At 37.0% G+C, this 14,659-nt stretch carries 13 protein-coding genes; all 13 read right to left on the bottom strand.

What is annotated here, in order from left to right:
- Positions 1-1,545: a discoidin domain-containing protein gene (locus MHI42_RS00680; RefSeq protein ID WP_342422374.1), complete on the bottom strand. Its 1,545-nt coding sequence runs from the start codon at positions 1,543-1,545 to the stop codon at positions 1-3.
- 13 nt (positions 1,546-1,558) lie between these two features.
- Positions 1,559-2,128 (bottom strand): hypothetical protein, encoded by a 570-nt coding sequence (locus tag MHI42_RS00675; protein WP_342422373.1) that lies wholly within the window; start codon positions 2,126-2,128, stop codon positions 1,559-1,561.
- A 13-nt stretch (positions 2,129-2,141) separates the two neighbouring features.
- Positions 2,142-2,492: a hypothetical protein gene (locus MHI42_RS00670; RefSeq protein WP_342422372.1), complete on the bottom strand. Its 351-nt coding sequence runs from the start codon at positions 2,490-2,492 to the stop codon at positions 2,142-2,144.
- Between the two features lie 18 nt (positions 2,493-2,510).
- Positions 2,511-3,134, bottom strand: coding sequence for a hypothetical protein (locus tag MHI42_RS00665; protein WP_342422371.1), 624 nt, complete (start codon positions 3,132-3,134; stop codon positions 2,511-2,513).
- A 407-nt stretch (positions 3,135-3,541) separates the two neighbouring features.
- Positions 3,542-4,117 carry a hypothetical protein gene (locus tag MHI42_RS00660; RefSeq protein WP_342422370.1) on the bottom strand — a complete coding sequence of 192 codons (576 nt, stop codon included), beginning with the start codon at positions 4,115-4,117 and terminating at the stop codon, positions 3,542-3,544.
- Between the two features lie 16 nt (positions 4,118-4,133).
- Positions 4,134-5,285, bottom strand: coding sequence for a hypothetical protein (locus MHI42_RS00655; RefSeq protein ID WP_342422369.1), 1,152 nt, complete (start codon positions 5,283-5,285; stop codon positions 4,134-4,136).
- 12 nt (positions 5,286-5,297) lie between these two features.
- Complete coding sequence (locus tag MHI42_RS00650; protein ID WP_342422368.1) at positions 5,298-5,939, bottom strand: hypothetical protein; 642 nt, start codon at positions 5,937-5,939, stop codon at positions 5,298-5,300.
- 8 nt (positions 5,940-5,947) lie between these two features.
- Positions 5,948-6,583, bottom strand: coding sequence for a hypothetical protein (locus MHI42_RS00645; RefSeq protein ID WP_342422367.1), 636 nt, complete (start codon positions 6,581-6,583; stop codon positions 5,948-5,950).
- A 17-nt stretch (positions 6,584-6,600) separates the two neighbouring features.
- Positions 6,601-7,203 carry a phage tail domain-containing protein gene (locus MHI42_RS00640; protein ID WP_342424874.1) on the bottom strand — a complete coding sequence of 201 codons (603 nt, stop codon included), beginning with the start codon at positions 7,201-7,203 and terminating at the stop codon, positions 6,601-6,603.
- A 20-nt stretch (positions 7,204-7,223) separates the two neighbouring features.
- On the bottom strand, positions 7,224-7,679 hold the full coding sequence (locus tag MHI42_RS00635) for a hypothetical protein (RefSeq protein ID WP_342422366.1): 456 nt from the start codon (positions 7,677-7,679) through the stop codon (positions 7,224-7,226).
- 103 nt (positions 7,680-7,782) lie between these two features.
- Positions 7,783-9,159, bottom strand: a complete 1,377-nt coding sequence (locus tag MHI42_RS00630; protein ID WP_342422365.1) for a restriction endonuclease — start codon at positions 9,157-9,159, stop codon at positions 7,783-7,785.
- A gap of 239 nt (positions 9,160-9,398) precedes the next feature.
- Positions 9,399-10,076: a stalk domain-containing protein gene (locus MHI42_RS00625; protein ID WP_342422364.1), complete on the bottom strand. Its 678-nt coding sequence runs from the start codon at positions 10,074-10,076 to the stop codon at positions 9,399-9,401.
- A gap of 72 nt (positions 10,077-10,148) precedes the next feature.
- Complete coding sequence (locus tag MHI42_RS00620) at positions 10,149-14,609, bottom strand: phage tail spike protein (RefSeq protein WP_342422363.1); 4,461 nt, start codon at positions 14,607-14,609, stop codon at positions 10,149-10,151.
- Between the last annotated feature and the right edge of the window lie 50 nt (positions 14,610-14,659).

Genomic DNA, 14,659 nt, shown 5'->3' with positions numbered 1-14,659 from the left:
TTACACCTCCTTATATTCTAGAACTGGCCGGAATCCATAATCGACTCCCGAATAGGAGCTTGCAGGAATTGTTGAAGCTATCCCATTTATTCTTCCTCTTCCAACTCTAAGTGTTGCAGCACCTCTTGCTAGAATAGGAGTATCCTGTGTCCATGTACAAAGAGTTTGAACGTGATGAAATACATCGTCTAACGGTTTACTTGATTGAATTTTACCCACAGGAAAATTAACGATGTATTTATCCCATTCATTATCAGGCGGGAACACACCAAGCCCTACGTCACTTGCTGATGCGACAACATTGTTTGTATTTTCATATAGCTCAATCTCATCGAAATTAAGTTCACTTCCGCCATTATTGGCAGTGACATTTATCTTATAGTAAATATAGGCTGTGTTATTTGCTATATTATAAGTTTTTGTCTCGCCTGAAGCCCAAGTAATCCCTGAATGTGTATCAAGCACTGTCCAGTTCGAGTTATCGTTTGACCCTTCAAAGGTCCATGCTTGAGCTGAACGAGTAATTCCTTCTGGAGCTGCTAAGGTCGAGATGGCATATCCTATTATTTTTCTTGCATTCGTAAATTGATATTTAAGCCATCCTACTTTTATGTTTGCCACAGAACTCCAATAACCACCTGTTGGATATCGAGTGAAGTTAACAGCACGCCACGCCTCATATCCAGCGCCCCATTCGCTACTTGTACTTACTGTCCCTATAGCACTTACATACGTAGAGTGAGATACTGATATCACCGAGGCTCTTTTGGCATAAGCAACTCCACCAGTGAGAGAACGGAAGATTCCGACCATATCCATCAATTTAAACTCCCCGATACTCACAGGGGCATCACCATTATTATTCGAGAAGATTTGCAGTCTGAATTTTAAATAACTAAGTTTAGTTGAAAATGAAAATGTTTTCGTGACACCTATCGTCCAATTTGTAATACCGAGTCGCTTGTCTATTACAACCCACTGAACACCATCCCAAGCCTCCAAATTAAAATCTTTGGGAGACTGTGCCGCTCGTCCCGCCATATCGTTTGCAGGAGTTATCGAGTACGCTGTTATTAATTTGGGAGTTGGAAATTCATAGCTTAAGGTGTGCGGTAACGAGGCCGTTCCTGTCGCCCATAACGTGCTGACAGACCCATCAAATGCTTTCCAAGCGTCATTAGCTGCTGCATATATATTACTTGCGCTTGCAACACCGATAGGAGTGGCATTAGAAGTCATTACGGGAATAAGATTTCCGCTATCCCAAGGTACTCCCTGAATTAGTTTATTGGTGTTAAATGAATCCCAACTCCCTGTATTTTGCGTAACTCTATCCGCAATCAACAATCCTCTCGCTACCTTTATCATATAAAAGTAATAATTCGCAAAGCTATTTGCGTAAGGAATTCCAGTCGTTGGTAATTCTGTTGTTCCATTGTTAAACAGCCATGGGCCACCATTAAGTGACCCAACTTTGATATAATCTCCGACTTTCATTTCACTGACAGTTGTTCGAAGCTGCCCTGTAGTTGCTGGAGCCGCCATATACACATCCCCCCTATTCCAAGAAACTTAATTTATCTATTTTTTTGTATGTCGATTTAGGAATATTACCAGTCATCATTTTCCCTTCACCAGTCCACGTTGTATCAAGAACATATTTATTTGCATATAACTTTTTGAGTTCGAGAACGCCGTTTGATGAATTGATGTAGGTATTATTGTATTTACCGTTTACATCAAACCCATCAATGGTGAAAGTTACGTTACTATTAATAGGCGTGATAACGATTTTCACACGAGCATAATAACCTACTGGAGTGATAATAGTTCCCGTTGAAAGATCGACTGCTTCCCAATCCGTCCAGGTATAACTATCTTGAGAGGACTGAGTGTATATCGTATAAGTCCCTGTTCCCGTAAGAGTTTTAGCAACATACTTAAAATGAGTTACTTTGTCTGCTATGCGGATTACTTCGGAGATCCAGTATCCTTCGGGGGGGAATATTGGTATTCCCGAATCAGCTTTTGCTATCTCAACCAATTGGAGCTTTCCATTCAAAAACTCCGTATTATTATGCGTTCCAAGACTGAGATCGAGGGGAATTCCTATTTCTTGTGTTGCCATTTATCTCACACCCTTAAATTGAGTTGAAGAAAGCATCATAAAAGGAACCACTGATTTCTTCAATCTCTGAATCATCACTAAGCCTAAATACCAATGAATTATATTTGATATCTTTATGATTTCCGCCCAAGAAGACTTCAATGGGGTAACTATTGGTTTGTATTACTGTTTTTATAGCATCAACCAATTCTGATTCCCCTCTGGCATATGAAGAAGCGTATGTGCCAACAGGGATTGAAAACGTGTACTCATGAGAACCCGATAAAACAGTAATTTCATTGTTAGATGTGGTGACTATAGTTGTATCACCGATGGCTTTGTTGCCCCAAACGCGCTTATAATTGTCTGTATAAAAGTTTTCCACTACGTATCATTCCTTTGATTAAATTAATTCCCAGTTATAAATACCAGCTTGATTTTTGAGTAGGGGGGCATGGAGTTTATTTGCTACTAAACCATTGATCCTAAATACAAGTTCTCCATTCAGATCTTTATCCACGGATATTTTTATTTCTAGATAAGGTGGAATATTTTTATCTTGTGGAATATGCAGTAGGTTTTTGAAGTTAATATTTACGTCTGACAAATCCATTGCCTTTTTGTAGCCTACGACATGAGCCACAATATTATTTCTGATTCTACCACTTGCGGTTTTTGATAAAAGCTTTCCGTCACCAACAGCATCCTTGTATTGAATAATGTCATTATATAAAATTGTCCGACCTGTTAATGGATACTCAATACCATCCGCAATGTAAGACACTTGAATTCGATTTTTATTAATATTGAAGATTCCATTAGCAACATCAAAATAGATTTGCGATCCCATACCAATTAGACCGAAACGAATTAGTTTATTTTTGTCGATTCGGTAATAATCATTTTTTATTCTGGTATCAAATTCGTATTCTGCGAGGCATGAACCGTCCATATAATCCGCGATCCAGATGAAATTTTGTCCTTGTGGAACCGGGGAGAAGCGATATTGATTGTTTCCTAGAATCATAAATGACCTCCACATTGTATTGTTGAGAAATAAAAAAGAGACACTGAAAAGTGCCTCTTTAACCTTAACTATAGAAATGTCGTGCTTTTCTTAAACGTATCTGTAACTGCCTAAGTACCGTTCCTTTCGGAATACTTTAACACTCATAACATCTGAGTCGGAGTAGAGCGCACCATTATCCCAATAGGATATTCTTATTACGCTCGTTGAAGGTCTCTCTTAGAAAGAGATTTCCCTGCTACGATTTCCCATTAAACAGTCCTTAGCACCATCTTACTAAGCTTGGCTTTTATTTCAGCATAGACCATATTCTCATTTTTTTCTGTCTTTCGACCACGTTCACGCTCACCGTTGCCAGTCACGTTGTAGTATGAGAATCTTTAGGGGGTTCCAGCAATTTAAAGAATTTACGCCACATCGTTACCGATATAGGGGGCCATATTGTTAACCCGAATTTTAAACGCTTGCTGACCACTTTTTGCCTCCAGAGGTACGTCAGCCTGAAGAGTGACTGTTACATAGTTACCAGCAGCATCAGCTGGAACACCATTGTTTTTAACACCTAAAATCTCCTTTGTTCCAGGTTTAAGTGGAGTAGCGTACGTTGCACCTGTATTATCTTTTTTAGTCGTGCCTGTTGTGCCGATTGGTTTTGTAAAATCCTTACCAATACGTGAGGACTCTTGTGCAAGATCGGTTTCTCCAAGCGAATCGACCTGTGCATGGAACCAGTTATTTTTAACAACTTCAATTTCTGATCCTACAGTGTTACCAAGACCACCGGACATATCACGAGTTGTGATTGTACAGTCCTCCATTTTTGAAACATCCGTTGTTCCTCCGCCAGCACCATCGAATCTATTATTCCAAATGTTGAACGTATATGGTGTACTTACATCATCCGCATCGATGACACCAAAGTTGAAGGGCGTAGTAACGGGTGCAGAATGTGTTGCGTTCATCCAAGTTATTACAGGATTCATATATTTTTATCTCCTTCTATATTCTGATTTTTAAGCTAATCGTAATGTTGTAGATGCCTAACCCTTGAGTGTTCATATTAATCCTGAATATGTCTCCAGCGCCTATAACCGTATTTTTGAATGTAACGAGTTTATCATCTAAATTTGCATTCGGCTCAAAGCGTAATCTCCGGTTCGTAACTTCAGCCCAATCCTTTAAATTCCTTGTACGCTCCAGGCTAATCTCCGTAACCATTTCTCCAGCAATCTCACAATATCCATTCATTTCAATGAGTTGACCCGCAAAAGGAAAGGGAATGAAATTTTCAATGACACCCTGAACCGCATCGGGGAGGGAAAACGTAATGATTCGATCTTTTAGGGTATCGGGGTATGATTTCAATTTAAGATGTTCAGCAACTGACATTAATCCATCTTTAAATTCATTGACAATTTGTAAATTTGATCCGAACACGTCAATCTCAATCCATTGGTTGCCATCGTAACGATATCGCTTCCCATCCTTATAGGTTTGTACCGTCCAGCCAACCAAAGGAAAGGGATATGTATTTCTTACATCGGTTAATGTAGCTACAGGCTCCTTAAACACGAGTCTTGTTGTTTGATAAGCATCCAGCGCTAAATTCGTAGCTCTATCGGCTTCCTCTGTCGCTTTATAGGCCAAGTCTGTAGCTGCTTTAGAATCTACAATGACCCGTTTTGTCTGGTTCATTAGATCTTCAATATTCTCAATGATCACTTTATTCTCATTGATTTTGTCTTGTACTTGGTCGATATAGTCTTGAAGCGTAGAAACAACATCTGGATTACGATGTATCATTGCGTAGATTCTGCTTGCAGGGTAAAGGATTAATCCAGTCGCCTTATATCTACATAGTGGAGCAGTACCTTCCAAAGCACTGTTTACCTGGACGACTCCGACCGAGTAATGAACCAAAAATTCATTGGTGGCTAGGAATGGACGGTTTTCATATATCTCCTGATCGATTTCAGTCATTCCAGCAATTTGAACTCTGTCTGTACGTGAAGGGATTTCAAGCAGAGTGATCTTACCATTGATAACTGGAAGGACATCTGCCCGATCAATATAGGGGTCATCTGGTTTTCCAGTGCGTCTGATAATTGTTAATGGATCATTGTATTCTAGATATGTATTTAATTCAGCCAAGTGTTCACCTCCTTACTGGATACGTTTAAATTGATAACGGAACTTAATTTTTGCATTACCGGATATCTTCAAAACATTCTTTCCAACTGGAAAACTTAAATAGTTATCATTGAAGTCCTTATAACGATAAACCACAGGATTGCTCGTTTGAATATCCTGATTTTCGTTATTCACATAAAGCAATTCCTGGTCAACGAGGTTAGTGAATTTAAATGTTTCATTGTTATGAGAAGTATTAATGATTGAAAAATCTCCATGACCTAATTTAGTAATCCATATCTCGGGTTCACAGTTGCGATTTCCTTTATTTTCGAAAATCATTACAGGCTCAAACGTCAAGGTGAAGTCATTTTGTATGGTTGGGAGACTCGAATGATTCGAAGATTCAATGATGATACGAATGACTATTTTTAAATTGTACATATATGTTGCTTCATTTATATCTGGAATGTTGCCTCCATTAATGCAATTCCGCCATTCTGTCCAGTTGATTCCATCATATGAAGTTCTAGTTTGAACAGTTATTCTTGCTTCCCCTGAAACCGATTGATTCCAAATGATATTGCTAATGGCTCCGTCAACATTTAAAGGGATTGGTATCGGATCAGAAACATAAACCCCTTTTAAATTACATAGATAATTCCAACTTGTCATGAGATCACCTATTCAATCTTCCCAAATGGTTTAAATAGGGCGGCTGGGCCACTCTCTTTCCATTTTGCAATCCGGTAACTCCTCCAGGTTACGTTACCGTCTATAACTGTTGCACCATCAACTTGAGGCCATGTGGGTTCGAGATTTGAGGATTCACCTGCCTGGATACACAAATACCAGCGTCCATTATCGATGGTAGGGAGAGCAATATCATTCAGGTTGTATAGATGTGAGGATAGGCGAATGTTTGCACCTCTGGTATCGTTGACTTGCCCATTATCAGATACGGGATAAATAGGTTCCGTCCAACCGGAGTGGCCTGTTTGAATAACAGTGTAAAAATGCCCATTATCTCTTTCTGGAACCACAACAGACCCAACAGAATATAATTTTAATTTTTCCCAGACTGGAGCACATGTTCCTGTACGGATATTCGTCCAACCTACATAACCCGAACTTAAGGAATAGTTGTTCCAGAATCGCTTTGTGGCATTGAAATTCCCTGATAATGGAGGAGACGAAGCATACTCTTCAGATAAATCATCTATTTTTTGAAAATTAGTAGAGAGATCATTGATAGTCGTTTCAATTTCATCGGTAATGCTTGGCTTTTTCAGTCCAATCTTAGTTGTAGTTGTCGCCATTCATTCAACTCCTTTCTTTATAAATCAGACCATTTAGTTCCAGATGGATAAAGACTCCACTTTGGTCGGGATGGATTAAGTGTTAATTTCCCATTACTATCAACGATAAGGGAGGATTGTTTCTCTCCAGTATTAAAATCAAGATTCTTAATTTCAGCATAAGATTTGTCCCAGATGTATTCTCTGCTTGTCATAATCGGAGAATAGGAGTAAGGAGAATCGCACCTAACATTTAATTTAATATAACCTTGTTTAAGACAATTATGGACGAGAGTAGAATCTTCAATAAACATTGCGTAGAAAATACGTTCTGGATCAACCCCGATATCATTTGAAAAGTATAGCTCTTGGTAATATTCGGGCGAGGTAAGCCATTCGGCAACTTCACTAATTTTTCTGGTGTCCCAAGTATCCATAAATGCAAAGTTAACTGAGAATTTAAGTGGATCTCTTTTGACACGTTGGAAATAGGGTTTATCTCTTCCTTTTATAGTTTCCTCAATGATTTCGGCAGAAGGTGCAAAGGATTCTTCTTGCATTCCGCCATCCAGGTTAACATTGTATATACCGTAGTCAATTGATCTTTTCCCATTGAATGAGAAAAAGAGGGAGTCACGTATTGTTATTTAAACCACCTTCTTTACAAATTAATAAGACTGCTACCATCTTGAATTGTCGTGGTACTGCCTAGACATGTCTCAACCTGTGATCCTACAATCGCAACCAATTTTCCATTTACCTTAACATTCTTACTGTTATCTCCTTGAATTGTTCCTTGACCACTGCCTGAAGTTGGTGAAGTTGCCTCATATCTTCTGGTTGAGGTATTGCCGGGAATAGCTGGTGAGGCTACCCAAGTTTCATTCGTAATATCTCCCGATACCGCTACGCTTTTACCATTTACTTTCATTTTTTGGGTAGAATGAACTGTTCCTGTTATTTTTGCTCCTGTTGTGCTAGAACTGGAGTAATACCAATATCCACTGGAAAATTCATCTCCGTTTTGCCATCGATATATATCATAGCTAACATATCCACTTACGGTCGTCTCGGCAATATTTGAACCGTCGATAGCAACATTTGCGATTTTCAACATCTCCTTTAAAAAGCAAAATAAAAAACCCTTATAAACAAAGGGCTTTATGGCATCGAAAAGTCACTTCTGATAGAAAAGTGACTTTAGGCGGCTTCTTCTTTAACTATTTAAAATAATTTTCTATTTTTTCTTTAAGAATAGTTCTATCCCATAACACGATACCATTAGAATTAGCTAATTCCTGAGCGGATTCAGTGAAGTAATTATTTGTTACTACTATCCCTTTTGAAAGATTGTAATGTTTTATTCCTGCAACAATCTCTTGTACTGCTTTATTTGTAATTGAATTTGAGTAGCATTTAGCCTGTATGCCAATCTTAATCATATTCTTTTCAGCGACCACATCAACGCCTTGATCACCAGAGCCTTTGGTAACATAAGTTGAATATCCCATTTTTGCAAATAAAGACGATATAAAATGTTCGAATTCATGACCGTTCATTAGATCGATATCATCAATAGCAATACTAGATTTCATTGTGTGGGTATTGAGTAGCAGTGAACGGAAATTGTTTAATTTCACTTGATCTTTGGCTAGAGAGATTTCAGAGCAAACTCTATGGTACATTTCTAAAAAATTCAGGTTCGTTTTTGGAAATTTATCAATACAATAATAAGATAAGAGTGATGCATTTGCCATTGAATCAGGGTTTATAGTATCGATTTGCACGTATACATTTACACATTCACCAATACTATTACAATTTATAAAATAGTCTCCATAATCTTGAATGAGTATATTAGAGAAATAGACTACTGATAGCTCTTTAAGTATTGTCCACGTTATAAAAATACATTCCTCAAATGAAACATTAATATTCGCACTAACAATTCTAATTAACATTGAAAATTCGTTTTCAAAGAAACTTTCTGCTTCATAGAATGCGTCACCATATGATACATTGTGCGATTCACTATGAATCAGATTTGTTCCAAACTTTGTTTCAATCCTAATTTTTTTTTCGAAAGCGCGAAAATAATCGATATCTAGAAAGTATTTATAGTCACATATGTTCAAGAAATTACTTATGATTTGATAAGAATCCACATCCGCTTTTAATGTTTCAATACCATTAACAACCGACGTTTCGAAAATCGCGACCAAATTAGAAAATTTTCTATTGAGGGCATTAATATGTTCTTCAATGATCGGTATTTGATCTTCAATTAAAACAGCTTTGCCATTTACTCTAGAGCGATAAAAATTGACCATAAAACTACCAATTAAACTTCCGTCATTCTTTGAAATAGTCAGATGAGTATACTCTGTATTATGTTCAACAACACTCACCTTATATGTATACTCCGGCTCTAAGATAGTTTCATATGTTTTATTATCTATTAAGTCTAAAATAGTATACCTATAGCCTTCTAATAATAATTCACCATGAGAATAGGAATGAGTATGTTTATCCTTATAATATTTCACTTTCCCAACATAAGTGCTTAACAAATCTGAATTATCCCAATCAGTATTCATGTATACCTCCAAATATGTATTAGTAATATATTACCATCCCAATATTTAGTGGTCTATACGTTTTATGAGTTCCTGAAATACTATATTCTTAATTTAGATGACAGTTTATCCACTATCCCCTCCATTCATGCTAATAGAGAATTCGAATAATAGGAATATTAAATAACACTAAAAGCCAACACAATTATGCTGGCTTTTAGTGGGGATTGGATTTGGTTAGAAGCACACAATCAAGTCAGTTATAGTATACCAACTGTATCAATATAGAATGAGAACGATTCGGAACCTACCTCAACATGAAACAATATATTGTGTGTTCCGACAGGGACAGAGCCTTTTGAAATAATTCCTTTTGTTGTAGAATTCCCGTCGATTTCTCTTGGAAACTTCTCTTTGCCTACAAGGCTTACATCTCCAACGGCTTTGTAAGCAAAGTTATCAACACGGTAGTTACTACCCATTACCGTATCGTAACTAACTGTTGTTCTTTGTGCATTATTGTTTACAATCTGAAGCTCTATATCAGTAGAGATTTCTCCGGCGCTGACCTTGTCCACACTTACTGAATATCCATTTTTCTCAATAGTAATAGGCAATTTTTTAAACTCAATAACATTTTGTTCAATACTAGAACTTGAATTAGATACTGGCTCGGATGATGCAGTTATATTATTTAACATTACGCTCCCCTTTGTGTAGTCAACAGTATAACCAGTAATTGTTCCCACATCTCTTACTGGTAAATATGTAGATCCATTAATTAATACAGGGGTTTTACTCAATTTCGCCTCTCTTCCATTCACAATAATTTTAAGGTTAGAGGAAGTTGCAGTTAACGTGTCTGCGGCAAAAGAGACACCCGAAAAGAAAATTGCTCCACATAAGAAAGCAGAAATAATTTTAATTTTATCGTTCATTATTATCCTCCACAATTTCACTTTAGCTTAATTTTATTATTAATTGGGAGATTTTACAATGGGTATGTCGAATCATGCAAAATTGTATTGTGGTGCATTCATGTTAATAGCTTCAGATGCTTTTAAGTTGATTGATCCGGTTATATCCGCAGCTAATCCATTTGCTGTTAAGCGTACCTCTCCTGATGTGGGATGGAACATTTTAATACTTGTTCCATCAGTATTTATATTAAAACTAACACCACTTGAATGCTTGATATCTAAAGTCCCGTTTTCAGACAGAAGCGTAATTGAAGCGTCATTAAATACTAAGGATCTTTCTTTTTGGTTAGAATCACCAGAGTAATATGAAACCCCCAAATTACCTTCTTGTTTTTCGATAAGGCCTTTTCCAGCCTTTGCGCCAGCTCCAGTGCCTTGTCCCAATGTAATTACAGGATAAGCTGCCTCTCCTTCTCCTTTAAATTCTATAGAAAGTTTCTTAATAGAATCCATTGGATATGCATATGCAGGCCATGGAGTAACTTCATTTGTCATTTGTCCACTTTTTGACGAATCAATCCAGTACATGGGTGTTCCATCAGGAAGTGTCTTCTGCACTCCCGCTCCACTTACCCGCCCAGTGAGCCAACTTGCTGAGTTTCCTTGAATCTCTATGTAGTTAGTCCAACCATTAATTACCGAATTTGTGAGAGTAGATAATTTGTTGGCTATTAGATTGCTTATAAATCCAAAATCAGACGATAAGAATGTAGCTGCTATCATTTCAGCATTTAATGCTGCAATTCCTATGACATTCCACCGATTTAGCCATAAAGTTCTACTCTCTGCATCCATCAATAGCCCATCATTTGAATCTCCAAATGCGTTCGTAGTTACTTTAAGATTCTCAGTAATCATTTTTTTAGTTCGAAGTATTCCGTTTGCATCTACAAAGAAAACTTTCTCGCCATTACTTTCAATACTAATTCCTTCGGTTGCGTTGAACATAGCTTTAACAACGTTGTCTGAACGTGTAACCACTATCCCCGAAATAGCATCAATAACCACACGATTATAGGCCACCCCAAGTTGTAAACTACTCCACTTCACAGCATCAGTTATCTCATTAATGATTCTCTGAGCTTGATCATAATAGCTTTGAAACTTGTTTTTGAAATCATCGCGGTTAATATCTGTAGTTGCACTCATATCAGCAAGTAGAGGAATTACATAAGCAGCAAGTTCGTTAAACGAAGAAGTGAATGGTGGAATGTCAATCAAGACCGTTTGATGATTGTCTCTTTGAGAGGTTTTATACTGGTTTGCTTGTTGAAGTAATTTAACATACTCAGTTTGAATTGTTTGCCATTCCTGAAGAAGACTTAACTTTTCAATCGAAGTTAGTTTATTATCAGTGATAATATTAGTAAAACGCCCAATGTTTAAGTAACTGGAATCAATATCAAGGAATACATCATTGAGGTCATTAACAATTGTTAGTTTTTTGGCAATTAACTCTTCAACCATAAGCCGACTTGTTGTTGCATCAATAAAGAACTTCTTAACCCATTGACCATTAATCTGCTTTTCTATACTAATACCTTCGGTTGCATTCAGGCGAGTGCGATACATTTCATCCGAGCGAGTCACAGTAACACCGTTAAGGGCATCCAGGATGACACCGTTATAGAGGGAACCTAGTTGCAAGCTACTGTACTTTATTGAGTCATTAATTCCTTGAACAATTGCAACTACTTGGTCATAGTAAGTTTTGAACTTCTGAATAAACCCATCACGATCAATTGTAGAGGTCTCAGTCATATTACTAAGCAATGGCTCTAGATAAGCAATCAATGCATTGTAGGAGGCTGTAAAAGGAGGGATGTTAATTCTAATCGTATCATCACGAGTAGTCTTCTTGTACTGTTCTGCTTGGTCAAACAATTTAGCATACTCAGAAATAATTCTAGTTCGCTCACCTAATACCTGTAACTTTTCAATAGCAGTTAGTTTGCCATCGGTAATGATATTATCGAATTTACCGATATTCATTTCTTTGGTGTAACTGTCTAACAACAACTCATTCTGGTCAGATATGATCTTTAATCTCTTAGCTGTGATATCTTGACCGAATATATTTCCGTCTGTGTCTAAATGTAATTTATCATCAAAAGAGTATCCATTCCAGCGTTGAATCTTAAACCCATCTTCACTGTTTGCTATCACTTTGTTGATGAGAGTGGAATTTGCGTCGTTACCGTTATAACGATTAATAATCATACCAAACTTATCAGGATTCTCTTCATAAAGACCCAACATCATAGCAACGCGACCATAGCGATCTTTTATTGTTGTTTTTGGACCTTCCATCAGCCAAATACCTGCTGCATCGCCTACTATCACTCTTTGTGAGAGGATGATTTTGCCATACAAGGTTTCTGCAATAATACCATCAGCTGTGAGAGCAGTTTCATACCGAAGTCCACCACTTTTTGTGATACCAATTGAACCTGCTGTCAGGCGGATGAAGCGTAACATATCATTCGGATCTGTAATTGTTATTCCCCGATTGTCAGTCGTTACAGTGTTATTGATACTCATATTGATCTGATTCGTAACTTTATCCCAGAACTCATCAAACAACAAGCTCATATCTGATATATCTGTAACTGATTTAAGCCAGTCCTTCTTATTTGCATCAATGGTAGTAGACGAATTGCTACTCTTCTTCATAAACTCATTCATTTTTGATGCGGCACTACCATCATTTCTAACATTAGAAAGAGTTATGGATATCTTTTCGCCTTCAAAATCATAATTAATCTCAATAATCTTTGCCTTAACATTGACCCCTATACGCTCATATTTAATAGATACATAGTCACCCTTATTAAGCTTGTCCCACTTAGATTGTTCTTCTAAAACACTCAAAAAGTAAACTAAGTCAATTTCCATCGACATTTGAGGGACTTTTACTTCTGCAAAATTCTCTTCGCCATATTTAAGTAGATCTTCTGCGTCAATACAATTGCTATTCTCATAAGTCTCAATCTTTACAAAACGCTGCAGTTCAATTAGTTGATCTGGTGTGAAATTATTTGAGCTGGAGAGGAGGGACTGTAAACTAGCTATTTGAGCTAAAATAGTGTTCAAATAACCTGTTTGTTCAGTGATTTCATTTTTCTTTCCATCAATCTGCATCTGTTTATTGTTTGGGCAGTAACGGTCAATTATAGCAGTATCGTTCGATGAAGTATCATACTCTGACTCATTGATTGCTGTAACTTGCATAGCTACATTAGCTGATCCATTACCAGCAATCAAAACGCTCGATGTAGTCAATCCACTCACTTTACCAAGCAATGTCCAAGTATTAGAAAATACAGTTTTTAACGCTCCATTAAGGGATACTTGGACATTAGTTGCATTCGAAACTTTAGCCATAACTGCGTATGGGTACATTGTCTGTAGGTCGAAGTTGATTGTTTTTGATGAACCATTGTAAGAAACCGATTCAAAAAACATTGTCGGTTTATTATTGTTACCCAATTGATAATTGTCAACGATGTTGTATATCAATTTTAACTGGTTTTGAAGATCAACTAACTCAGATTGCTTAGTTGAAAGTGTAGTAACATATCCATCACGAGCGGTCTTAAGAATTGAGAATTGGTCTTTATTTGCCTTAACAAGTTCCTGGTAATCCAATATAGCATGACAAAGAGAGTCTGACATCGAATAACTATGTTCAATGACATTTTTATCTTCATCTCTATGAAATGGATACATAAAGTAGCTATAGTCCTCAAGGTAATCCTTACCCGTTGGATGAATAGAGTTTATTATCAATCCGTCTTTACCTTTGAGATGTAGCCTAGTAACAAGCTCGTTGGTATCAGATTTTTTATCAAAACTCTTAAGTAAGCTTTCATATGAAAACGTAAGTCCCATATCTGCACCGAATAACTCGGGCTTCTTTAGGTTCACAGTCTGTAGGTTGGTGTCAAACTGAACAATGGCATTGTATGTATCGGCAACATCGTAAATACTGCCGAGTAATTTATTATCCAAAAATTCAAAACTGCGTTTGGATAACTCGAAATCGGGATCAACATCACCAACAGTCCAGGTTGTTTCATTAAGCATTTCTGTTAATGCAGTTTTTGCACCCTTAGACTCTGCTTTGTAACCCTTCAGTACACGCTGTGCCAATTCAAACTCTAAGCCCAAGAGGGTGAGTTGTTTGTAACTTGAGTCATCATTCATAATTTCGTTGATAGTGGTAATTACATACCATTCTGATGTTTTTCCGAAGACTAACCTAATGAGGTAGTTTTCTTTAATCATATCAACATGTTTATTGAATGTTAGTACGTGATTTTCATCTATAAAGTAGGGGATGCTTAAAGTTAGTTCGCTTGTTTCATTAATAGGATCGCTTAAGCTGTCCTTATATGCTTCACTTAATTTTCCGATTATTTGTTTATCAGGTTTTGCAAGAAAATAGTTAGGCTTATATGGTTTTTTAGTGTAATCTATATCTCCTAACATATTACCTCCATATAATAAAGGACTGTCTACAATGACAGCCCTTGATACTT

It is taken from the genome of Paenibacillus sp. FSL E2-0178, from assembly GCF_038593005.1.
GTDB lineage: Bacteria > Bacillota > Bacilli > Paenibacillales > Paenibacillaceae > Paenibacillus_AQ > Paenibacillus_AQ phytohabitans.
Note: the sequence above shows the minus strand (reverse complement) of the source record. Positions and strands in the feature narration are given on the sequence as shown.

Coding starts and splice junctions, on each gene's coding strand:
- MHI42_RS00645 (WP_342422367.1), bottom strand. CDS start 6,583: ATGGCGACAACTACAACTAAGATTGGACTGAAAAAGCCAAGCATTACC.
- MHI42_RS00620 (WP_342422363.1), bottom strand. CDS start 14,609: ATGTTAGGAGATATAGATTACACTAAAAAACCATATAAGCCTAACTAT.
- MHI42_RS00625 (WP_342422364.1), bottom strand. CDS start 10,076: ATGAACGATAAAATTAAAATTATTTCTGCTTTCTTATGTGGAGCAATT.
- MHI42_RS00630 (WP_342422365.1), bottom strand. CDS start 9,159: ATGAATACTGATTGGGATAATTCAGATTTGTTAAGCACTTATGTTGGG.
- MHI42_RS00660 (WP_342422370.1), bottom strand. CDS start 4,117: ATGAATCCTGTAATAACTTGGATGAACGCAACACATTCTGCACCCGTT.
- MHI42_RS00665 (WP_342422371.1), bottom strand. CDS start 3,134: ATGATTCTAGGAAACAATCAATATCGCTTCTCCCCGGTTCCACAAGGA.
- MHI42_RS00635 (WP_342422366.1), bottom strand. CDS start 7,679: ATGTTGAAAATCGCAAATGTTGCTATCGACGGTTCAAATATTGCCGAG.
- MHI42_RS00650 (WP_342422368.1), bottom strand. CDS start 5,939: ATGACAAGTTGGAATTATCTATGTAATTTAAAAGGGGTTTATGTTTCT.
- MHI42_RS00675 (WP_342422373.1), bottom strand. CDS start 2,128: ATGGCAACACAAGAAATAGGAATTCCCCTCGATCTCAGTCTTGGAACG.
- MHI42_RS00680 (WP_342422374.1), bottom strand. CDS start 1,545: ATGGCGGCTCCAGCAACTACAGGGCAGCTTCGAACAACTGTCAGTGAA.